The 21,556-nt window shown below is 67.0% G+C and carries 22 protein-coding genes; 12 read left to right on the top strand and 10 right to left on the bottom strand.

All coding sequences use genetic code 11. The features are described from left to right. Positions 1-6: 6 nt before the first annotated feature. From ACYVJ8_RS10975 to prmC, 4 genes are all read right to left on the bottom strand, one after another. Positions 7-795 (bottom strand): ABC transporter permease, encoded by a 789-nt coding sequence (locus ACYVJ8_RS10975; protein WP_460712270.1) that lies wholly within the window; start codon positions 793-795, stop codon positions 7-9. A 20-nt stretch (positions 796-815) separates the two neighbouring features. Beyond that, on the bottom strand, positions 816-3,101 hold the full coding sequence (locus tag ACYVJ8_RS10980) for a glycosyltransferase family 2 protein (protein WP_460712272.1): 2,286 nt from the start codon (positions 3,099-3,101) through the stop codon (positions 816-818). Between the two features lie 184 nt (positions 3,102-3,285). Further along, entirely contained in the window at positions 3,286-4,227 is a 942-nt protein-coding gene (pip, locus tag ACYVJ8_RS10985) for a prolyl aminopeptidase (RefSeq protein WP_460712274.1), read from the bottom strand. A gap of 126 nt (positions 4,228-4,353) precedes the next feature. Next, positions 4,354-5,199, bottom strand: a complete 846-nt coding sequence (prmC, locus tag ACYVJ8_RS10990) for a peptide chain release factor N(5)-glutamine methyltransferase (RefSeq protein ID WP_460712276.1) — start codon at positions 5,197-5,199, stop codon at positions 4,354-4,356. A gap of 158 nt (positions 5,200-5,357) precedes the next feature. Between prmC and ahpC the strand changes: the two genes are divergently transcribed. The 4 genes from ahpC to ACYVJ8_RS11010 all read left to right on the top strand — a co-directional run bounded on the left by ahpC (position 5,358) and on the right by ACYVJ8_RS11010 (position 9,505). Then, positions 5,358-5,921 carry an alkyl hydroperoxide reductase subunit C gene (gene ahpC / locus ACYVJ8_RS10995; protein ID WP_460712278.1) on the top strand — a complete coding sequence of 188 codons (564 nt, stop codon included), beginning with the start codon at positions 5,358-5,360 and terminating at the stop codon, positions 5,919-5,921. A gap of 231 nt (positions 5,922-6,152) precedes the next feature. Next, the gene (gene ahpF / locus ACYVJ8_RS11000) at positions 6,153-7,730 is read left to right on the top strand and encodes an alkyl hydroperoxide reductase subunit F (protein WP_460712280.1); all 1,578 of its coding nucleotides are present in this window, start codon (positions 6,153-6,155) and stop codon (positions 7,728-7,730) included. Positions 7,731-7,862: 132 nt separating this feature from the next. Beyond that, positions 7,863-8,825, top strand: a complete 963-nt coding sequence (oxyR, locus tag ACYVJ8_RS11005; RefSeq protein ID WP_460712282.1) for a DNA-binding transcriptional regulator OxyR — start codon at positions 7,863-7,865, stop codon at positions 8,823-8,825. Next, the gene (locus tag ACYVJ8_RS11010; RefSeq protein ID WP_460712284.1) at positions 8,822-9,505 is read left to right on the top strand and encodes a hypothetical protein; all 684 of its coding nucleotides are present in this window, start codon (positions 8,822-8,824) and stop codon (positions 9,503-9,505) included. The genes oxyR and ACYVJ8_RS11010 overlap by 4 nt, the downstream gene beginning before the upstream one ends. Positions 9,506-9,528: 23 nt before the next feature. On the opposite strand, the gene ACYVJ8_RS11015 is transcribed toward ACYVJ8_RS11010, so the two are convergent. Genes ACYVJ8_RS11015 through ACYVJ8_RS11030 form a run of 4 tightly spaced genes read right to left on the bottom strand, consistent with a single transcriptional unit; the run spans position 9,529 to position 12,018 of the window. Beyond that, positions 9,529-10,455: a DMT family transporter gene (locus ACYVJ8_RS11015; protein ID WP_460712286.1), complete on the bottom strand. Its 927-nt coding sequence runs from the start codon at positions 10,453-10,455 to the stop codon at positions 9,529-9,531. Then, the gene (locus ACYVJ8_RS11020) at positions 10,455-11,138 is read right to left on the bottom strand and encodes a glutathione S-transferase family protein (RefSeq protein ID WP_460712288.1); all 684 of its coding nucleotides are present in this window, start codon (positions 11,136-11,138) and stop codon (positions 10,455-10,457) included. Before ACYVJ8_RS11020 ends, ACYVJ8_RS11015 begins: the two co-directional genes overlap by 1 nt. Positions 11,139-11,195: 57 nt before the next feature. Continuing rightward, positions 11,196-11,459 (bottom strand): putative signal transducing protein, encoded by a 264-nt coding sequence (locus tag ACYVJ8_RS11025; RefSeq protein ID WP_460712290.1) that lies wholly within the window; start codon positions 11,457-11,459, stop codon positions 11,196-11,198. 37 nt (positions 11,460-11,496) lie between these two features. Continuing rightward, entirely contained in the window at positions 11,497-12,018 is a 522-nt protein-coding gene (locus ACYVJ8_RS11030) for an adenine phosphoribosyltransferase (protein ID WP_460712292.1), read from the bottom strand. A gap of 83 nt (positions 12,019-12,101) precedes the next feature. Between ACYVJ8_RS11030 and ACYVJ8_RS11035 the strand changes: the two genes are divergently transcribed. The 5 genes from ACYVJ8_RS11035 (at position 12,102) to ACYVJ8_RS11055 (ending at position 16,806) form a co-directional block, all read left to right on the top strand. Continuing rightward, positions 12,102-13,868: a glutamine--tRNA ligase/YqeY domain fusion protein gene (locus ACYVJ8_RS11035; RefSeq protein WP_460712294.1), complete on the top strand. Its 1,767-nt coding sequence runs from the start codon at positions 12,102-12,104 to the stop codon at positions 13,866-13,868. 236 nt (positions 13,869-14,104) lie between these two features. Further along, positions 14,105-14,386: a hypothetical protein gene (locus ACYVJ8_RS11040; RefSeq protein WP_460712392.1), complete on the top strand. Its 282-nt coding sequence runs from the start codon at positions 14,105-14,107 to the stop codon at positions 14,384-14,386. Then, positions 14,386-14,961, top strand: a complete 576-nt coding sequence (locus ACYVJ8_RS11045; protein ID WP_460712394.1) for a nucleoside deaminase — start codon at positions 14,386-14,388, stop codon at positions 14,959-14,961. The genes ACYVJ8_RS11040 and ACYVJ8_RS11045 overlap by 1 nt, the downstream gene beginning before the upstream one ends. Before the next feature lie 19 nt (positions 14,962-14,980). Beyond that, positions 14,981-16,051 carry a 23S rRNA (cytidine(2498)-2'-O)-methyltransferase RlmM gene (gene rlmM / locus ACYVJ8_RS11050; protein WP_460712296.1) on the top strand — a complete coding sequence of 357 codons (1,071 nt, stop codon included), beginning with the start codon at positions 14,981-14,983 and terminating at the stop codon, positions 16,049-16,051. A 134-nt stretch (positions 16,052-16,185) separates the two neighbouring features. Then, on the top strand, positions 16,186-16,806 hold the full coding sequence (locus ACYVJ8_RS11055) for an EF-hand domain-containing protein (protein WP_460712298.1): 621 nt from the start codon (positions 16,186-16,188) through the stop codon (positions 16,804-16,806). Positions 16,807-16,876: 70 nt separating this feature from the next. Here the strand turns inward: ACYVJ8_RS11055 and ACYVJ8_RS11060 are convergent, their stop codons facing one another. Both ACYVJ8_RS11060 and ubiH read right to left on the bottom strand, forming a co-directional pair. Further along, positions 16,877-18,079: an FAD-dependent oxidoreductase gene (locus ACYVJ8_RS11060; protein ID WP_460712300.1), complete on the bottom strand. Its 1,203-nt coding sequence runs from the start codon at positions 18,077-18,079 to the stop codon at positions 16,877-16,879. Next, positions 18,076-19,365, bottom strand: a complete 1,290-nt coding sequence (gene ubiH, locus ACYVJ8_RS11065; protein WP_460712302.1) for a 2-octaprenyl-6-methoxyphenyl hydroxylase — start codon at positions 19,363-19,365, stop codon at positions 18,076-18,078. Before ubiH ends, ACYVJ8_RS11060 begins: the two co-directional genes overlap by 4 nt. Before the next feature lie 62 nt (positions 19,366-19,427). Here ubiH and ACYVJ8_RS11070 point away from each other — a divergent pair, with 62 nt between their 5' ends. Genes ACYVJ8_RS11070 through ACYVJ8_RS11080 form a run of 3 tightly spaced genes read left to right on the top strand, consistent with a single transcriptional unit; the run spans position 19,428 to position 21,543 of the window. Next, the gene (locus tag ACYVJ8_RS11070) at positions 19,428-19,997 is read left to right on the top strand and encodes a DUF6580 family putative transport protein (RefSeq protein ID WP_460712304.1); all 570 of its coding nucleotides are present in this window, start codon (positions 19,428-19,430) and stop codon (positions 19,995-19,997) included. A 40-nt stretch (positions 19,998-20,037) separates the two neighbouring features. Beyond that, positions 20,038-20,607: a cob(I)yrinic acid a,c-diamide adenosyltransferase gene (locus ACYVJ8_RS11075; protein ID WP_460712306.1), complete on the top strand. Its 570-nt coding sequence runs from the start codon at positions 20,038-20,040 to the stop codon at positions 20,605-20,607. A 6-nt stretch (positions 20,608-20,613) separates the two neighbouring features. Then, positions 20,614-21,543, top strand: coding sequence for a histone deacetylase family protein (locus ACYVJ8_RS11080; RefSeq protein ID WP_460712308.1), 930 nt, complete (start codon positions 20,614-20,616; stop codon positions 21,541-21,543). Positions 21,544-21,556 lie beyond the last annotated feature (13 nt).

Genomic DNA, 21,556 nt, shown 5'->3' on the forward strand with positions numbered 1-21,556 from the left:
ACTGCCTCAGATCCAAACCGGGACGCGCCGGGCGAAGGCGCGATAGGAAACGACCGCCAGCACCAGGCCGACGAGAGTCACCACGCATACGTACGAATAGGTGACGGGCTCGATCGTCTCTTGCGTCAGCGGCGCGCGCACGATGGCCAACAAGTGGTGTATCGGATTTGCGCGCATGAGTTCGCCGTGCAGGGTGCCTGCGGGCGCGGCCGAGGGGTACCACACGATCGGGGTCACCAGGAACAGGAACAGGATGGCGCTGTTGACGACTTCACCGAAGTCGGGGAAGCGCGCGCCCAACAGCGCAAGCGGCACCGAATACAGCAATAGATTCAGAAGAACGATCGCCAGCCCGATGAACGAGCCCGCGATCCCTGCCAGGTCCGGCTGGCTGGCGGACAGGATCGCCACGGCCAGCACCGGCATGGCCAGGGCAAAGTAGATGGCCGCGCGCGCGATTACACCCAGCAGATAGTCCGTGAGTCGGACGTTTCCGTCTTGGATGTAGGGCTGGTACTGGGAAAAAATCCCTGTGGAATCGGTAATCACGCTGATGATCATGCGAAACGTGATGAAGCCGACACCCACGTGCGCCATGAACGGCCGCACCGAGACCGGGTTGAGCATGCCGACGAACCAGCCAATGCCCCAGATGTAGACGATTGGCGGTACAAACACCCAGAGCAGACCCAGCGCCGTCTTCCGGTACTTGGTGATCACACCCAACCAGGCGGCATACAGCCAATGATCCGGACGCCGGAAGCTTCCGGCGAGGTCACCAATAAACGAACTCATAACTGCACTCTCTTCGTGAATTACCGCGCGCCGACGCGCGCGAATTGCTTGTCTTCTGACGTTCTGGGCGGGAATGCCAGCCCAAAATCGGAGTCATCCAGCGTCAGGTTTGGGTTGTAGGCAGGATCCTGAAGCAGCAGCTGATCCCAGCGCTTCTTCATCGCACTCACCTCCCGTTCGAAGCGCTCGCGCTTCTCGGGCGTGTCTTCAAGACCGCGGCTCGCCGACTCGTGGTGATACAACTCCGCAAACGGGGTCCACACGTTGAAGTAGCCGGCGCCTGCGACACGGATGCAGAAGTCGATGTCGTTGAAAGCAACCGGCAGGTTTTCGTCCAGCCCGGAAACCTGCTCGAATACCTCGCGCCGCACAGCCATGCACGCGCCGGTGACGGCCGTGTAGTTCTGCGCGACGCCCGCGCGGCCGATATAGCCGCCGGTGCCCCTCGGCAGTCTCAGGTGCACATGCCCCGCGACCCCGCCGATACCCAGCACGACACCGGCATGCTGCACGGTGTCGTCGGGGTAATACAGCATGCATCCCACCACACCGACTTCCTTGCGGTTGGTGTGCCCGACCAATTCGTCCAGCCATTCCGGCGTGATGACTTCGATGTCGTTGTTGAGGATGCAGAAGACATCGCCATCGGCATGGCGTGCCGCATGGTTGATCAGGGCCGAGAAATTGAATGGCGCCGGATGACGAAGGACGCGGACCTGGGCGAGTGCATCGATCTCGGCCAGATAGGCCACCGCGTCGTCCTCGACCGAACCGTTGTCCACCACCAGCACTTGGTAGTTGGCGTACTTCGTCCGCTCCAGGATGGTGCTGACGCAGGTCTCCAGCAACGTCTTCTTATCACGTGAGGGAATGATGATCGTCACCCTGGGCGTCTTATTGCCCAAGGCATATTTCACCCGGTAATAGCCAGCCTCCGTGACCTCCACGGATCCCGCGATATGGGTTCGTGCCAGATGCGACTCGACGGCCCTGCGGCCGGCTTCCAGCGCATAGTTCTTTTGCGAGACGCCGGCGGCCGTCGAGCCGGGAAGCATGCGCCAGTGATAGAGCACTTTGGGGATGTGGACGATTTCCGGCGGCGTCAGGTCTTCCGTACAACGCAAAAGCAGGTCGTGATCCTGCGCGCCTTCGAAACCCGGCCGCAGCCCGCCGTGACGATCCACGAGCGCGGCACTGATGACGGTCAGATGGCAGATGTAGTTCTGCGACCTGAGCAGCTCCGGGTTCCAGGCCGGCTTGAAGTTCGGCTCGGACCGCTTGCCCGCTTCGTCGATCTTGTCCTCGTCCGAGTAGAACAACTTGGCCTGCGGATTGAGGTCCATGGCGATCGCCACTTCCAGCAGGGCATCCGGCGTCAATTCGTCGTCGTGGTCGAGGAAGGCCAGGAACTCGCCCTTCGCCAGCGCTATGGCGTCGTTGCTCGTCTCGCTGATGTGCCCATGGTTCTGGCGCAGGTGCACAACGATGCGCTGGTCGCGCTGGGCGTATTCGGCCAGAACCTTCCTGACGGCGGCGGAAGAGGCATCGTCGGCGATGCACAACTGCCAGTTCGGATAGGTCTGGGCGAGCACACTGTCGATGCACTTGCGCAGCAAATGCACCGGGGTGTTGCAGGTCGGCACGATCACCGAAATCAGTGGTCGCCTGGTCAACTGGGGAGCGCGGCCAGACCGTGTCGCACCGAACAGGGCCACCCATCGTGCATAACCGCGTGCGTCCGGGCGACGCGCCTGCGCGTAGTTGCGCACCAGCAGGTTGGCGCCTTGCGTCATCCGGCCGGCCAGAGCCAGGCGCAAAAAGCCGCAGAGCGTGGCGAAGGTGGTCTCGAAGAAGAGCTCCTTCTTCGCGCGCTGGATGCCAGCGAGCATCTTCAGAAATGCGCGCGGACGCGAAATGCGCCGAACCTCGACGTGCGGCACGCAGAAGCGTGCGGGCTGGATCGTGGGATCGAAGCGCAGGGCGTGTACCGGCCGCGGCAGGGCGACAATGGTTTCAGTCCAGCCGTTGTCGTCTGGCTCGGGGAGCGTGATCTTGTGCGCTTCGCTGAGGCCTTCGCCGTAGTCGGGATACAGACACGGGGAGGTGATGCTGCCTTCCGTACCGATGATCCGGAATCGGATCAGGTACCAACCCGACGGCATCCGCAGTGGGGCACCGCCCGGTCGCAGGTCGAATTGCGGGTCCAGTCCTTCGGACGCGTAAGAGACGCGTCCATCGGCCGTATGGGTTGCGATCTGATGGAGTGGGATCAGATCGACCCGGCCCGTTGTCACCTGCTGCTTCAAAACAAAACCCCAGACACGCCCCGGCCCGGCGTTCTCCAACGCCAGACCTATCGAGACGGATTCCCCTACAAAATGTGAAGACTCACTTCACATGGCCCGGGCTATTATCGCACGCCGTTTTTTGTTCATGTTTATGAACAGAAGGTGTGCATCATTAGGTTTTTCGGGGGGTTAGCGGGGGGTCTCAAGCGAAGCGTTCGGTGGCCGCGATGAGCGCATCGACGTTCTCGGCCTCGAATGCGGAGTGCCCCGACGCGGGGGTAATCACCAACTCGCCCTTCGGCCATCCCTTGTGCAACTCCCACGCGTTCTGCACCGGGCAGACCACGTCGTAGCGGCCGTGCACGATCACGCCGGGAATGTCGCGGATGCGATGCACGTCGCGCAGCAGCTGATCTTCGACTTCGAAGAAGCCGCCGTTGACGAAGTAGTGGTTCTCGATCCGCGCGAAGGCCAACGCGAACGCCGCATCCTCGTGCCCGGCGACGAAATCCTGGTCGACGTGCAGGAAGCTGGTGGCGCCTTCCCACACGCTCCACGCGCGCGCAGCGGCCAGGCGCGTGGCTTCGTCGTCCGCGGTGAGGCGACGGTGGAAGGCGGAGATCAGATCGTGGCGCTCCACCGGCGGAATAGCCTCGATGTAGTGCTCCCACGCGTCCGGGAACAGCCGCGACGCGCCCTCCTGATAAAACCATTCCAGCTCCCAGCGGCGCAGCATGAAGATGCCGCGCAGCACGAGCTGGGCAACGCGCTGCGGGTGCGTTTCGGCGTAGGCGAGCGCGAGCGTGGAGCCCCACGAGCCGCCGAAGACCTGCCAGCGATCGATGCCGAGCTTCGCGCGCAGTTTTTCGATGTCGGCGACGAGGTCCCAGGTGGTGTTGTCGACGAGGTCCGCATGCGGCTTGGAACGGCCGCTGCCGCGCTGGTCGAAGAGCACGATGCGGTATTTCGCCGGGTCGTGGAAACGCCGCATCTTGTCGCTGCAGCCCGCGCCGGGACCGCCGTGCAGCATCACCACCGGCTTGCCGTCCGGATTGCCGCACTGCTCGTAGTACAGCGTGTGGCGGTCGTCGACCTGCAGGGTGCCGGTCTCGTACGGCTGGATCTCGGGAAAAAGCGTGCGCATTGCGACGGTCCTGGACTGGAAATTCGCGAAAGGAAAATTCTACCTGCGGGGACGGTCGTGCTTAGCCGGCGTCCTTACCCATCGTCCTACGGAAGCCGTCCTGACTAGGTTGACGGCAAAAGGCGGCTATACCGGCGTGCGGCCGAGCGTGACCCGATCGCGCCCTTCCAGATCGCGCTCGGTGGTCACGTCCAGGAAACCCGCGTGGCTAAGCAAGTCGCGCACCGCGGCGCCCTGCTCCCATCCGTGCTCCAGCAGCAGCCAGCCGTCGGCTTCGAGGTGCATCGGGGCATCGGTGGCGATCCGGCGGATGGCATCAAGCCCATCGGCGCCCGAACTCAGTGCCGCCGCCGGTTCGAAACGCAGGTCACCCGCGACCAGGTGCGGATCGCCTAGCGCGATATAAGGCGGATTGCTGGCGATGAGATGAAAGCGCTCGCCCGCGAGCGGGACGAACCAATCGCCGGCGCGGAAGGCGACGTTCGCCAGGCCCAGTGCCTGCGCGTTCGCCTGCGCCACGGCCAATGCCTGCGTGCTGGCGTCGCAAGCGAGCACCTGCGCGCGCGGCCGCTCATAGGCCAGCGCCAGCGCGATCGCGCCGCTGCCGGTGCCCAGGTCGGCCACGCGCAGTTCGCGGCCGGCCGGCAGCCGCGCCAGCGCCAATTCCACCAGCAGCTCGGTCTCCGGACGGGGGATCAGCGTGTCCGGCGTGACGGCGAGATCGAACCGCCAGAAACCACGGTGCCCGGTGAGATAGGCGACCGGTTCGCCACGGGCGCGCCGCTGCACCAGTGCTTCGAACCCAGCAGCGACTTCCTCCGAAGTCTCGTCTTCGCGGTGTGCGAACAGCCAACTGCGCGGTTTGCGCAGCACATGCACCAGCAGGAACTCGGCATCGACCGGATCGATCCGCCCACGCGCGGCCCGCAGCAATGCATCGAGGCGGCGAACGGCGGGAGCATGTGCGGTCATGCGCACATGGTATCGATCTGCCGGCTCGACCCTGCGGTTACGGATCAATAGGCAGAACCTATTGTATTGATTGCATCTATCGAATTGCTCTATTCGATTGGTGTACCTAGCATGGCGGCTCCTTTTCCACCCACCCTTCAACTCAACAGGAATAACGCATGTCGTTGATCAACACCCAGGTCAAGCCGTTCAAGGCCACCGCCTTCCAGAGTGGCGAATTCATCGAAGTCAGCGACGCCAGCCTCAAGGGCAAGTGGTCGGTCCTGATCTTCATGCCGGCCGCCTTCACCTTCAATTGCCCGACCGAAGTCGAAGACGCCGCCAATCATTACGCTGAATTCCAGAAGCTCGGCGCCGAGGTCTACATCGTCACCACCGACACGCACTTCTCGCATAAGGTGTGGCACGAAACCTCGCCGGCCGTGGGCAAGGCGCAGTTCCCGCTGGTCGGCGACCCGACCCACCAGCTGACCCGCGCGTTCGACGTGCATATCGAAGAAGAAGGCCTGGCCCTGCGCGGCACCTTCATCATCAATCCGGAAGGCGTGATCAAGACTCTGGAAATCCACGACAACGCCATCGCCCGCGACGTCTCCGAGACGCTGCGCAAGCTGAAGGCCGCCCAGTTCGTCGCCGCCCACCCGGGCGAGGTCTGCCCGGCCAAGTGGAACGACGGCGCGAAGACCATCAAGCCGTCGCTGGATCTGGTCGGCAAGATCTGATCCGCAATACCCGATGAAACCCGTCCGCCTCGTGCGGACCGGCATCCGCGGGCCGAAAGGCCCGCGGGATGCTTACAGCAGCGGCTGCGCCGCGACGCATGCGCAATGCGGTTCGTTCGAACGCCGCAACGCGTCAGGGAAATGACGTCCCCTCTCCCCGGCATTTCCCTCGCGACCTGGCCGCTGCTGCAAGCGTCCACCTCATTTTTCTTCGACCTACGCGGAGTCCTTATGCTCGACGCCGAACTCAAGACCCAGTTGCAGGCCTACCTGACCCGTCTCCAGCAGCCGATCGAACTGGTTGCGTCGCTGGACAATGGTGAGACATCGCGAGAACTCGAAGCCTTGCTGCAGGACATCGCCACGATGTCCGACAAGATCGGCTACCGCCGCGCCGACGACGATGCGCGCAAGCCTTCGTTCGCGATCTCGCGCCTGGGCTCGGATGTCGAAGTGCGCTTCGCCGGCATTCCGTTGGGGCACGAATTCACCTCGCTGGTGCTGGCGTTGCTGCAGGTCGGCGGTCACCCGCCGAAGATCGAGGAAGCGCTGGCTCATCAAGTGCGCGAGCTTGAAGGTACGTTCCGCTTCGAGACCTTCATGTCGCTCTCCTGCCAGAGCTGCCCGGACACGGTGCAGGCGCTGAACCTGATGAGCGTGCTGAACCCGAACATCAGCCACGTCGCCATCGACGGCGCGCTGTTCCAGGACGAAGTGCAGGCGCGCGAGATCATGTCGGTGCCGACCATCTTCCTCAACGGCGAGCTGTTCGACGCCGGCCGCATGTCGGTCGAGCAGATCATCGCCAAGCTCGACACGGGTGCGGCTGCGCGTGCCACCGAGCAGATCGCGATGAAGGATGCCTTCGACGTGCTGGTCGTCGGCGGCGGTCCCGCGGGCGCCGCGGCCGCGATCTACACGGCGCGCAAGGGTATCCGCACCGGCGTCGCCGCCGAGCGCTTCGGCGGCCAGGTACTGGATACGTTGGCGATCGAGAACTTCGTCTCGGTCTCGTACACCGAAGGCCCGAAGCTCGCCGTCGCGCTGGAACAGCATGTGCGCGATTACGAGGTCGACGTGATGAACCTGCAGCGCGCGAGCCAGCTGATTCCGGCGAAGACACCGGGCGGCCTGATCGAAGTGCAGTTGGAGAGCGGCGCCTCGCTCAAGGCGAAGTCGGTGATTCTCTCCACCGGCGCGCGCTGGCGGCAGATGAACGTGCCCGGCGAGGACCAGTACCGCAACAAGGGCGTGGCCTACTGCCCGCATTGCGACGGTCCGCTGTTCAAGGGCAAGCGCGTCGCGGTGATCGGTGGCGGCAACTCGGGCGTGGAAGCCGCGATCGACCTGGCCGGCATCGTCGCGCACGTGACCCTGATCGAATTCGACCCGAAGCTGCGTGCCGACGAAGTCCTGCAACGCAAGCTGCGCAGCCTGCCCAACGTCGACGTGATCGTCGGCGGCCAGACCACGGAAGTACTGGGCGACGGCAACAAGGTCACCGGCCTGGTCTATACCGACCGCAGCAGTGGCCAGTCGCGCAGGGTCGCGCTGGAAGGCATCTTCGTGCAGATCGGCCTGCTGCCGAACACGGAATGGCTCAAAGACGCTGTGCAACTCACGCCGCGCGGCGAGATCGTGATCGACGATCGCGGCGCGACCTCGGTGCCGGGCGTATTCGCCGCGGGCGATGCCACCACGGTGCCGTACAAGCAGATCGTGATCGCAATGGGGGCGGGCTCCACCGCCGCATTGAGCGCGTTCGATCACTTGATCCGCACTTCGGCGCCGTTGGAAGAGGCGGCCTGACGGCAGAGGCAACGGCAACAGCAGCTCGCTGCGCTCGCCTCCCCTCACCCGCCCTGCGGGCACCCTCTCCCCGCGAGCGGGGAGAGGGATGTGGGAGAGGGAAGTTGGCTTCAATGCCGCTAACATCAGCCCATGAACCTGCGCGACCTCAAGTACCTCGTCGCCCTCGCCGACCACAAGCACTTCGGCCGTGCGGCCGCGGCCAGCTTCGTCAGCCAGCCGACGTTGTCGACGCAGATCCGCAAGCTCGAGGACGAGCTCGGCGTCGCCCTGGTCGAACGCGCGCCGCGCAAAGTCATGCTCACGCCGGTGGGCCGCGAGATCGCCGAACGCGCGCGCAAGGTCATCGCCGACGTCGACCAGATGACGCAGATCGCGCGGCGCAGCCAGGACCCGGAGGCGGGCACGGTGCGGCTCGGACTGTTCCCCACACTCGGCCCCTACCTGCTGCCGCACGTCGTGCCCGGCTTGCGCAGACGCTTCCCGCGCCTGGAACTGTTGCTGGTCGAAGAGAAGACCGACCAGATCCTCGCCCGCCTGCGCGATGGCCGTCTCGACGCCGGTCTGCTCGCGCTGCCCATCCACGACGATCAGTTGCACGTCGAACCCTTGTTCGACGAGCCCTTCCTGCTGGCCGTGCCGCAGCAGCATGCGTTCGCCAAGCAGGCCTCGCTCGACGTGGGCGATCTCGACAACCAGCATCTGCTCCTGCTCGAGGAAGGCCACTGCCTGCGCGACCAGGCGCTCGACGTGTGCCGCATGGCCGGTGCCGATGAACGCGACGGCTTCCGCGCGACCTCGCTGGAAACCCTGCGGCAGATGGTCGCCGCGGGCGTAGGCATCACCTTGTTGCCGGTACTCGCGGTGCAACCTCCCGTGCCGGCATCGCCTGACGTGCACCTGTTGCCGTTCCGCGGGCAGGCGCCGCATCGCGAAATCGCGATGGTGTGGCGCCGCAGTTCGGCCATGGGCGATTTCCTCGGACAATTGGCCGACGAGCTGCGCAATCTGCCCAAGTCCCTGCTCAAGCCGCCGGCGCCGAAAGCTCCGGTCCCGGCGGCCGGGCGCAGCAAGCGCGGCGAAACCAAACCGTGAGCGGCCGCGGCTGGATCGTGCTGCTGCTGATCGTCGCGGCGATCGGCTGGTGGTATTCGCCGGTCTCGCCGCGTCCGTCGCCGCGCGGCTACGAACGCATCGACGCACCCGCGGCAACCGCGTCCGCGGCGTCGGCGCTGCACACGAGCGTGACTTGTCCACTACCGCCGCGTGTATCGCCCTTCGGCGCGCCGCTGCAGAGCCGGGTGCCGGGCTCGGTAGCCGCCTTCCAGCTGCGTGCGGCGACGTTGACGCCACTGGCCGGCTTCAGCATCGACGCGCGCGTACTGTCGCGGCGCGACTACCGCTCCGACCGCGAAGCGGAACTCTCGCCCGTGGATCTGGCGCTGGGCTGGGGCCGTATGCGCAACGATGACGTACTGGCGCGCCTCGACATCTCGCAATCCGCGCGCTGGTACCACTATCACTACAGCGGCGAGCCGCCGATTCCGCAGAACGAAATCGATCGCTCCGCGGCGAACATGCACATGATCCCGGCCAGCGACGACATCGCCTCCACACTGCGCGAGGTCGAAGCGGGCGAGCGCGTGCGCATCGACGGCTGGCTGGTGGAGGCGCAGGCGCCCGACGGCTGGCGCTGGCGGAGCTCGACCTCGCGCGACGATACCGGCGGCGGTGCGTGCGAAGTCATCTACGTCTGCGCCGTCACCCGGCTGTAGAACTAGCGCCTCAAAGCCGGCGCTTACGCGGGCGCATCCGCCGTGGCTACCGGCTTGCGTGCGCCGCGCACCAGCCCCAGGAAGATGCCCGCGAGCGACAAGGCCAGGCCCAACATCTCCACTGCACCGAGCCGCGTGGAGAACAGCAGCGCATCCCACACGTACGAAAGCAGCGGCTGCAGCAACAGGCACAGGCCGAGCACCCCGGCCGGCAGCTTCGGCATCACCTTGCCGATGACCAGCCAGCCGAACACCTGCGCGATCAGCGCATAGGCCAGCAGCGCGCTCCAGTCGCGCAGGCCATGCGGCTGCAGCGTTTCGCCGCCGAGCAGGGTCATTGGCAGCAGCAGCGCCGCCGTGATCGCGCACAGCCACCACAGCATCGCTTCGCTGGCGACGTGTGCGCGCTGCGCCTGCGCGGCGCGGAAGGCGATCAGGAAGCCGGCGTAGGCGACCGCCGTCCCCAGCCCGAAGCCGACGCCGATGCGAAAGTGCGCATCGAAACTTTCCCATCCCGGTGCCAGCAGCAGCGCCAGTCCGATCAGCGCCATCAACAGACCGACCCACAGGCGCCAGCCGCCGCGTTCGCCCAGCACGAAACTGCCGTAGGCGGCGAGCGCGAACACCTGGAAGTTGCCCAGCAAGGTCGCCAGTCCGACGCCCACGTAGAGGATGCTCCGGTGCCACATCCACAGGTCGGCGGCGAAGAACAGCGCGCCGACGACCAGCAGGCCGAGCATGCGCGCATCCGGCTTCCAGCCTTCGCGCACCTCGCGCCGTGCCAGCCACGCCAGCAACAGCACCGCGGCAAGCGCCATGCGCCAGAACGCCGACGCGGTCGGCCCGATGCCCACCCACTTCACGAACACCGCCGAAGTGCTGATCAGCGCCGCGCCCAGCGCCATCGCGGCGAGGGCACCGCGTGAATAGTGGCTCGCGGCCGGCGACATCAGGCCTGCGCCAGCCGATCGGTCTCGACGATGCGCTCGGCTTCCGCCTCGGCCGCCGCGCGCCATTCGCGCATCGCCGGCAGCGCCAGCAGGGTGTCGACGTAGCGCGCCGCGTTGTCGTCCAGCTTCGCGCCATAGCCGATGAAGCGCATCACCACCGGCGCGAACATCGCATCGACGATGCCGAAGTCGCCGCAGAGGAACTCGCCCGCACCGGCGAACTGCGTACGCAATTCGCGCCACAGCGCCTGGACGCGATCGATGTCGGCCTGCGCATTCGCATCCCAGCGGTAGGCGTCGGGCTGGCGGCGACAGTTCATCGGCAACTGCGTGCGCAGCGCGCGGAAGCCCGAATGCATCTCCGCCGCCGCGGCGCGGGCCTGCGCACGCACACGCACGTCGGCGGGCCAGCCGTGGCCGTCAAGCCAGCGCTCGTTGACGTATTCGCAGATCGCCAGCGAATCGGCCACCACCAGGCCCTCGTCGTGCAGTACCGGCACGGTGCGGGTGGGCGACCAGCGGCCGATCTCGGCGAAGAATTCCGGCGTGTCCAGGTTCAAGCGCAATTCGTCGAAGGCGACGCCGAAATGCCGCAGCAGCAGCCAGGGACGCAGCGACCAGGAGGAGTAGTTCTTGTTGCCGATCACGAGCAGGGGCATGGCGATGTCCTTGGCGGAATGCATCGCGCATTGTCGCGTGCGGCGGGTGCCTTGGCGACGTCGGGATGGAACAGAGCGGCGTTACGCAGGCAACCAACCCAGATCGTCGTCGGATTCGTCGACTGCGCGAACCTCTTCACCCAACGCCAACGACTGCACGATCTCCCGCGCCTGCGGCCACACCACCTCGGGCACGCACACCGCGATCACGCCGAACAGCGGCAATTCGCCCATGCCGCCCAACAGCTGCTCGCCGCGCAGGTATACCGGAATCTCCACGGCCTCCAGCGCATGCCGGACCAGGTGGGCGTCGATCAGATTGGCGGCTTCGTAGACGACTTTCATTGCGGAACTCCGCGGCTGCGCGGAGTCAGCATACGCCTCAGCAGTGCAAGAGCGCGCGTAATGGGACGGCGGCATCCGGCCAGCGCATGCGTCCGTTCAGCGCATCGATCTCGATCACCACGCCGGCCCCGACCACCTGGGCTCCGATGGCTTCCAGCAGGCGCCGCGCGGCGTCGAGAGTGCCGCCCGTGGCCAGTACGTCGTCCACCACCAGCACGCGCGCGCCCGGCGGTAGCCCTTGCGCGCCGATCTCAAGCCGCGCGCTGCCGTACTCCAGGTCGTAGTCCACACCCACGGTCGGCGGCGGCAGCTTGCCGACTTTGCGCAGCGGCACGAAGCCGGTCTTCAGTTCCAGCGCCATCGCCGCGCCGAAGATGAAACCGCGCGATTCGATCCCGCAGACCGCGTCCACCGGCAGGTTCCGCCACGGGGCGGCCAGGGCGGTGATGCAGGCCGCGAAGCCGGTCGGATCGGCCAGCAACGGGCCGATGTCCTTGAAGACCACGCCCGGCTTGGGGAAGTCGGGGACGTCGCGGATGAGGAGGTTGAGGTTGGTCATGGGGGGAGCTTAGCGGGCATTGGGGGTGGGGGCGGCGCGCGGCGCGCTAAACTTCGCGTTCTCCCTCGCTTCCGCCGTCCCGCATGTCCGTCACGCCGAACACTACTGCCCCCGCCGCCTCGACTTCGGAGCACGCCGCCCCGGAAAAGCAGGACTTCATCCGGCAGATCGTTCGCGAGGACCTCGCCAGCGGCAAGCATCAGGCGATCAAGACCCGCTTCCCGCCCGAGCCCAACGGCTATCTTCACATCGGCCACGCCAAGGCGATCTGCCTGGACTTCGGCGTCGCCCGCGAGTTCGGCGGCGAGTGCAACCTGCGCCTGGACGACACCAATCCGGCCAAGGAAGACCCCGAGTACGTCCGCGCCATCCAGGACGACGTGCACTGGCTGGGCTTCGAATGGCACGACCTGCGCCATGCCTCCGACTATTTCGATGTGCTGTACCGCGCCGGCGAGAAGCTCATCCGTCAGGGCGACGCCTTCGTCTGCGACCTCAGCGCCGAACAGGTGCGCGAATACCGCGGCACCCTGACCGAGCCCGGCCGCAACTCGCCGTACCGCGACCGCAGCGTCGAGGAGAATCTCGATCTCTACCGCCGCATGCGCGCCGGCGAATTCCCCGACGGCGCGCGCACCCTGCGCGCCAAGATCGACATGGCCAGCGGCAACATCAACCTGCGCGATCCGGCGCTGTACCGGATCAAGCACGTCGAGCACCAGAACACCGGCAACGCGTGGCCGATCTATCCGATGTACGACTTCGCCCATTCGCTCAGCGATGCGGTCGAGGGCATCACCCATTCGCTGTGCACGCTGGAATTCGAAGACCACCGCCCGCTTTACGACTGGTGCGTGGACAAGGTCGACCTGGCGCATTCGCCGGAGCTGGTGCAGCCGCTCACCGAGAAAGGCCTGCCGTTCGAAGCCAGCAAGCCGCGCCAGATCGAGTTCTCGCGCCTGAACTTCAATTACCTGGTCATGAGCAAGCGCAAGCTGATGGCGCTGGTGACCGAAGGCCTGGTCGACGGCTGGGACGATCCGCGCATGCCGACGCTGCAGGGCATCCGCCGTCGCGGCTACACGCCGTCCGCGCTGCGCCTGATGGTCGATCGCGTCGGCATCAGCAAGCAGAACTCGCTGCTGGACATCTCGATCCTGGAAGGCGCGCTGCGCGACGACCTCGATGCGCACGCGCCGCGCCGCATGGCGGTGATCGATCCGCTCAAGCTGACGCTCAGCAATCTGCCGGAAGGCCACACGGAAGCGCTGACCTTCTCCAACCATCCCAAGGATGCGGCGCAGGGCGAGCGTCAGGTGCCGTTCTCGCGCGAGTTGTGGATCGAGCGGGAAGACTTCGAGGAAGTGCCGCCGCCGGGCTTCAAGCGCCTCACCGTGGGCGGCGACGTGCGCCTGCGTGGCGCTGGCATCATCCGTTGCGACGAGGTGGTGAAGGACGCGGACGGCAAGGTGATCGAATTGCGCTGCACGCTCGATCCGGCATCGCGCCCGGGCATGGAAGGCGCCAACCGCAAGGTCAAGGGCACGATCCACTGGGTCAGCGCGCAGCACGCCGTCGAAGCGGAAGTGCGCCTGTACGACCGCCTGTTCGTCGTACCCGATCCGGACAACGAAGAAGGCGGCAAGACCTACAAGGATTACATGAATCCGGACGCGCGCCGCGTCGTCACCGGCTATGTCGAGCCGGCCGCCGCGCAGGCCGCGCCGGAGCAGTCCTACCAGTTCGAACGCATCGGCTACTTCGTCGCCGACCGCTACGACCACACCCCCGCCCGGCCGGTGTTCAATCGCAGCGTCACGCTGCGCGACACCTGGTCGGGCAAGGCCTGAGGCGCGTCGCCATGAGGATGCCGAGCGGACTTCGTCGAACCCTGCGCGCTACGGCGTGGGCGCTGATGCTGTCCGCACTCGCCGCCTGTGCGGCACCGGCAACCAATGGCGAGACGCAGACCGACGCGAAGGCGGCCGCTGCGCAGGCACCGGCGGCGCAACCTGCACCGGTTGCGCACGCGGCCGATCCCGCGCAGAAGCAGGCGACGCCGCCGACGCCGAAAAAGCCTCCACGCATGAGTGGGCCGTTGCCGGCCGAGCCAGTCGAGCCGGGCAACAAGCCCGGCATCGTCGACATGAGCTGCAAAGTCGACGCCGACTGCAGCGTGAAGAACGTCGGCAACTGCTGCGGCTACTACCCCGCGTGCGTGAACCGCAACAGCCCCACCGACCCGAAGGGTGTCCAGGCCGAATGCGCGAAGAAAGGCATGGCGTCGGTGTGCGGGTTCCAGGAAATCTCGTCCTGCAGCTGCAAGCAGGGCCGTTGCGAATCCGTCTCCAGTCAGGTCGTGCAGTGATGCTCTACGCGCAGATCCATCTCACCCTCCCCGCCTGGGTCCACGACAGCGTCGACACCGACCGCGCCTACGCCAGCGACGAAGACAAAGTCGCGCTGGCGATCGAGCTGTCGCGCATCAACGTAGAAGAGAACAGCGGTGGCCCGTTCGGCGCCGCGGTCTTCGGCCCCGACGATCGCATCATCGCCATCGGCGTGAATCGCGTGGTGCCGCACGCGTGCTCGGTCGCGCACGCCGAAATGATGGCGTACATGCTCGCGCAACAGCGCACCCAGCGAGCACGCCTGAATCGCGATGCGGACGACCAGCCGATCGGCCCGATCACCCTGGCCACGTCCTCGCAGCCCTGCTGCCAGTGCTATGGCGCCACCGTGTGGGCCGGCGTGGACCGTTTGCTGATCGGTGCGCGCAGCGAGGACGTCGAGGAGCTCACCGAGTTCGACGAAGGCCCGCTGCCCGCCGACTGGATCGGCGAACTGGAGCACCGCGGCATCGCCGTCACCCGCGACCTGTGCCGCGACGAAGCGCGCGAGGTGTTGCGTCATTACGGCGCCGCCGGCGGCGAGCTTTACTGAGTCGGGCGCTGTCGAGGACATGACCGTCGATGCCCTGTTCTGCTGGTGCCGTGCCGGCTTCGAACCCGAACTGGCGGGTGAGCTGACCGAGCGCGCCGCACTGGCGAACGTACCCGGCTATGCCCGCACGCAGCGCAACAGCGGCTTCGTCGAATTCATCAGCGACGATGCGCAGGCGCTGTCGCGCGCCCTGCCCTTCGCCTCGCTGATCTTCGCCCGGCAGAAACTGCTGCGGCTGGCGGATTTGCGCGGCATCGACCCCAAGGACCGCATCGCACCGATCCTGGCCGCGCTGGAAGCAGCGGCGACGGCGGGCCAGCCGTTCGGCGATCTGTGGGTCGAGCATCCCGACTCCGACGAAGGCAAGCCGCTGGCCGGCCTGGCGCGCAGCTTCGGCAATGCGCTGCGCCCGGCGCTGCGCAAGGCCGGCTGGCTGACGCGCGAGGACGATGCCAAACGGCCGCGGCTACACGTGGCCTTCCTCGCCGGCGATCACATCGTGCTCGCCCGCAGCGAGCCGCGCGACAGCGCGCCCTGGCCGCTGGGAATTCCACGGCTGCGCATGCATCCGGATGCGCCGAGCCGCTCCGCGCTCAAGCTCGAAGAAGCCCTGATCACGCTGCTCGACGAAGACGAGCGCGCGCGCCTGCTGCGCGACGGCATGCGTGGCGCCGACCTGGGCGCCGCACCGGGCGGATGGACCTGGGTGCTGGTGCGCAACGGCCTGCACGTCACCTCGGTCGACAACGGCCCGCTGCGCCAGCACCTGCTCGACAGCGGTCGCGTCGACCATCTGCGTGCGGACGGCTTCCACTGGCAACCGAAGGCACCGCTGGACTGGATGGTGTGCGACATGGTCGAGCAGCCGCGTCGCGTCGCCGAGCGCATGGCCACCTGGCTGCGCGAAGGCTGGTGCCGGCACGCGATCTTCAATCTCAAATTGCCGATGAAGAAGCGCTGGGAGGAAACGCGGCTGTGCCTGGACCTGTTCCAACAGCAGGCGCAGAAGCCCATGATGATACGCGCGCGGCAGCTCTACCACGATCGCGAAGAAATTACCGTTTTTGCAACGGTGGCTTCACCGCGATAAAGCGAAGGCTTCACGCCGCGTGCACAAGTATTTACGCGGACGCGCGTTTGCCCGCATTTTCGCCCGCGGATTTACGTGAGATTGATAGGAAAGGGTCTAGGGTCGATGAGTCTTCCCCGCATCGGAGGTCACTCATGGACAAGACCCTGTTGAACAAAGCGCTGCTCGCCGCCATTGCGGTGGGTCTGACCGGTGTCGCATTCGCACAGGACGCGCCGCCCGCGACCGCAGCCACGCAGTCGGCACAGACGCAGGCGCAAACCCAGGCTGAAACCTACAAGCAGACCACGCCACCGACCACGGACACGTCGACGACGACCAGCAACGACGCCAGCACGACGACGGAACCGAAAAAGGAGCAGACGGACACCACCGGCGCCACGACCACCTCGAACGATGCGGCGGCCGCGGCGACGACCAGCAATGACGCGGACGCCATGACGTCCAACGACGCCTCGGCCGCGATGCAATCGACCGCCGGCACCGCCGCTGCGGCCAGCGCGACCACCGCCGTGGGCGCAAACGCGACCAGCGTGATGCTGCCGACGGCGAATGTCACCGTCACCTCGCATCCGGGCGATCCGATCGCGGCCGGCTACCGGCCGGAATTCCGCGCGCTGGATACCGATCAGGACGGCGCACTCTCGCGTCGCGAAGCGGCCAAGAACGCGGACGTGCAGAAGCAGTTCGGCAAACTCGACACCGACCATAACGGCCGCCTGTCGCGTACCGAAACGGACAATGTGATCAATTGATCGCGCGCTACCGCGAAAAGAAACGCCCCGCTCGATGCGGGGCGTTTTTTATTCCAGCGGCCAACACAGCCTAGAGGCCGGCGGCGTGGCGCCAGAACGCATGCCGCAACGGCGGCAGCTTGCCCACCAGGCCGAGCAGCGGGCCGCGTGCCAGCGTGGTCAGCAGATGATCGTTGGAGAACAACCGGTTGAGGCCGTCGAAGGAATAGGCGGCGATGGCATTTTCGCTGCGGCGTTCGCGTGCCCAGCGCGCCAGCGCCGCGGCGGCGGCCGGATCGCGGCCCGCCGCGTGCTGCCGTTGCAGCGTCGTCCGCAGCGCGGCCACGTCGCGCAGGCCGAGGTTGACGCCCTGCCCCGCCAGCGGATGCACGACGTGCGCGGCATCGCCGATCACCACGACGCGCCCGGCGACGTGCGCCTGCGCCAGTTGACGCCGCAAGGGGAAGGCCACGCGCTTGGAGACGGCGGTGAGGGCGCCCAGCGTGCCGGCGAAGGCGCGCTCCAGTTCCTGCAGGAAGGCGGCCTCGTCGACCTGCAGCAAGCGCAGGGCTTCGCTTTCGGGCAGCGTCCACACGATCGAGCTGCGGTGGCCATCCGCATCGGTGCCCTCTGCGCCAACAAATGGCAGAAATGCGAGCGGTCCCGTTGGCAGGAAGCGCTGCCAGCACGTAGCCTCGTGCGGCCGCTCGTGATCGACGAAGGCGACCAGTCCGTTCTGGCCGTAATCGTGGGTATAGGTCTCGATGCCGGCGAGCGAGCGCAGCCGCGAATCGCCGCCGTCGGCCGCGACGACGAGACGTGCGCGCAGGCGCGAGCCGTCCTCCAACTCGAGCGTGGCCGAATCGGCGTCCTGTTCCAACGCCGCTACCTGCGCGGGACACAGCACACGCACGCCGGCACCCGGCAGCGCGTTCCACAGCCGATCGACCAGCAGGTTGTTCTCGACGATCCAGCCCAGCTCGCGGCGCCCGAAGGCATCGGCATCGAAGCGCAATTCATCGCCGCCAGCCGCGTCCCACACGCGCATGCCGCGATAGGGCTGCACGCGCGCCGCGGCAATGGCGTTCCACACCCCCAGATCCGCCAGCAGCGCCGCGTTGTCGGGGGCGAAGGCGTACACGCGCAGGTCCGGCGATTCCGCACGCCAGCGCGGCGGCTCGCGCGCCTCGACCAGGGCGACGCGCCAGCCGTCGCGTGCGAGGGCCAGCGCCGTGGCGGCGCCGACCACACCCGCGCCGACGATGGCGATGTCGATGGCGTCGCGCCGGCTCATGCCGCACCCGCCTGGGCTTCGGCCCGGCACAACGCGGGTACGTCGCCGCGATAACCCATCGCCGCCCCGACGAGGAAGGCTTGTGCCGATGGCAGGCGGTCCGCGGCGAACAAACCGAGGCTGCGCAACGGCCGCAAGAAGCCCGCGTCGTTGGACGTGAGCCGCGCCAGACCATCCGAGAACGCCACGGTGCGCGCGCGATCTTCGCGGCGCCTTTCTGCATAGCGCTGCAGCAGCGCGGCATCGCCGCAGTCCAAGGCGGTACCGGAGCGCGCCGCCGCGTGTTGCGCGGCTTCGATCAGTTCCGCGAGCGTGAGGGCATCGCGCAGTCCCAGGTTGAAACCCTGCGCGCCGATGGGATGGATCGTCTGCGCGGCATTGCCCACCAGCACCGCGCGTGGCGCCGTCAATGCTTGGGCCATCACGCGCACGATCGGATAGGCGCTGCGAGGACCGCAGCCGAGGAAGCGGCCGGCGCGCCAGCCGAACACCTGCTGCGCGTGGGCCAGGAAAGCCGCTTCATCGAGCGCGGCGACGGCGTCGGCTTCTTCGCTCGGAACGGCATGCACCAGGCCGTAGCAGCGATCCCCGCGCGGCAGCAGCGCCGTGGGTCCGGCCGCATCGAAACGCTCATAGGCCGTGCCGTCCGGCGCGCGTTCGCTGCGCAGGCGGGTGACGAACAAGGTCTGCTCGTAGTCGTGTTCTTCCGTGCCGATCGCGAGGGCCTCGCGCACAACGCTGCGGGTGCCGTCGGCGGCGACCAACAGGCGTGCTTGCAATACTTGCTCGCCGGCTTCGCTGGCGACGCGCACGGCGCGTACCGGGCCATCGGTGTCGGCCAGGCCGAGGAATCGCGCCGGGCGATAGCGGCGCAGGCGCGTCAGTTCGCCCAGGCGTGCTTCGAGCGCCTCGCCGAAGTCGCGCGCGACCACCACCCGGCCGAACTCGCGCCGCCCGTACTTCGCGGCATCGAGCAGCGTGCGGCCGAAGTCGCCGCGGCGACTGACGTGAATGCGTTCGATCGCGCCGGTCGGCGCGCGCAGTTTCTGCATCACGCCCAGCGCGGTGAGGGCGTTGACCGTGGCTTCGGCGAAGCTGAGATTGCGCTCGTCGAAGACCGCCGGCAGCGCGCCCGGCGCCGCGGCCTCGACCAGGCCCACGTCCAGCCCGAGCCGGTCCAGGGCGATCGCGAGGCTGGCGCCGACGAGCCCGCCGCCAATGATCAGTACGTCATGCGTGGCGCGTTCGCCGGGGGCGGACAGCGGAGACAAGTCGGTCTGGGGCATTGCGTTATGCTAACGGACCTCAGGCCCACTGGCCTGCGTCCGGCCCCTACAAGTCTGCTGCCATGAATCGTCCGATTACTTCCTTTGCTCCCGGTCCGCTGGTCCTCGGCGCCATGATCCTCGTCGCCGCGCTCACGCGCGTGGCCCCGCATCCGTGGAACTTCTCGCCGGTGGAAGCCATCGCGCTGTTCGGCGGCGCGTACTTCGCCTCGCGCTGGCTGGCCGTGCTGGTCCCGCTCGCTGGCCTGCTGGTGTCGGACCTGGTACTCGCGCAGATCCATGGCGGCACCTACGCCACCTATTTCGGCAGCACCAGCTTCTGGCTGGTCTATGGCTGCATCGCCCTGTCGAGCGTGCTGGGCTTCGGCCTGCGCGGCAAGGTGAACGCGCTGCGCGTGCTTGGCTTCTCGTTGGCCGGCTCGGTGCTGTTCTTCCTGGTGACCAACTTCGCCGCGTGGATCGGCTCGTCGATGTATCCGCAGAATGCGGCCGGGCTGATGACGGCCTACATCGCCGGCATCCCGTTCTTCCAGGGCACCTTGCTGGGCACGCTGTTCTTCTCGGCGCTGCTGTTCGGCGGCTTCAGCCTGCTGCGTCAGCGTATGCCGGTGCTGCAGGCGCAGACGGTGTGATGCGGGAGCGGGAGCAAGCGCTCCCGCTTTTTCCTGACCCATGGGCAACCGCCTCTCCAAGATCTACACGCGTACCGGCGACGACGGCACCACCGGCCTGGGCGACGGCAGCCGCGTCGCCAAGGATTCGGCGCGCGTCGCTGCTTACGGCACGGTGGACGAAGCGAACTCCTGCATCGGCTTGATCCTGGCGACCGCGGCCGCGGACAGCACCTTCCCGGACGACGTGCGCAACCTGCTGGTATCGGTGCAGCACCAGTTGTTCGATCTGGGCGGTGAGCTGTGCATTCCCGGCCATGCAGCGATCTTCGCCGAGGACATCGAGCGCCTTGAGCAGCAGCTGGACGCGTTCAACGAGCCGTTGCCGCCACTGAAGGACTTCATCCTCCCCGGCGGTGGCGAAGCCGCGGCGCGCTGCCACATCGCCCGCACCGTGGTCCGCCGCGCCGAGCGCGAAACGGTCACGCTGTCGCGCCACGACGCCGTGCGCCCGGAAGCGGTGCGCTACCTCAACCGTCTCTCCGACCTGCTGTTCGTGCTGGCCCGCGTGCTGGCGCGCGCCAGCGGCCACGGCGAAGTGCTCTGGAACCACGAGCGGCGCAAGGGCTGATCGCCCGTGCACTTCTACTCGCATCCCGCCTGTCTGCTGCACGACACCGGCCCCGGCCATGCCGAGCGCCGCGCGCGCCTGGAAAGCGTGGTCGCGGCCTTGCGCGACGCATTTCCCGACATCGCCTGGCTAGAGGCGCCGCGCGCCACGCGTGGACAGCTATTGCGCGTGCACGACGACGGCTTGCTGCGGCTGGTGCTGGATACGCCGGTAGGCGCCAGTGCGATCGCGCTGGACCCCGATACGGTGCTATCGAAGGACTCCGCCGAAGCCGCCTTGCGCGCCGCCGGCGCGGGCGTGGCCGCCGTCGATGCGGTGATCGCCGCGCGAGCGGACGATCCCGCCTCGCGGCGTGTGTTCTGCGCGGTGCGCCCGCCGGGCCACCATGCGACCCCGTCGGTAGCGATGGGCTTCTGCCTGTTCAACAGCATCGCCGTCGCCGCTGCCCACGCCTTGGACACGCATGGGCTATTGCGCGTCGCCATAGTCGATTTCGACGTGCACCACGGCAACGGCACCCAGGCGATCTTCGCGGGCGATCCGCGCGTGCTCTACCTGAGCTCGCACCAGATGCCGCTGTATCCGGACACCGGCTATGCGAACGAGCGCGGCGTCGGCAACGTGGTCAATGCGCCCTTGCGGCCTGGCGCGGGCGGTGAAGCGTTCCGCGCGACCTGGGCGGAAACCCTGCTTCCGGTGATCGACGCATTCCGGCCGCAGCTGCTGCTGATCTCCGCCGGCTTCGATGCGCATCGCCTGGACCCGCTGGCTCAGCTGCAGCTGGAAGCCGACGACTACGCCTGGATCACGTCGAAACTGGCCGCCCTCGCCGAGAAGCACTCGGGCGGACGGGTGGTGTCGATGCTGGAAGGCGGCTACGACCTGACGGCGCTGCGCGAGTGCAGCGTGGCCCATGTCCGGGCTTTGATGAGCTGAAAAAAAAACTCTC

The sequence above is a fragment of the Lysobacter terrae genome (assembly GCF_054782215.1).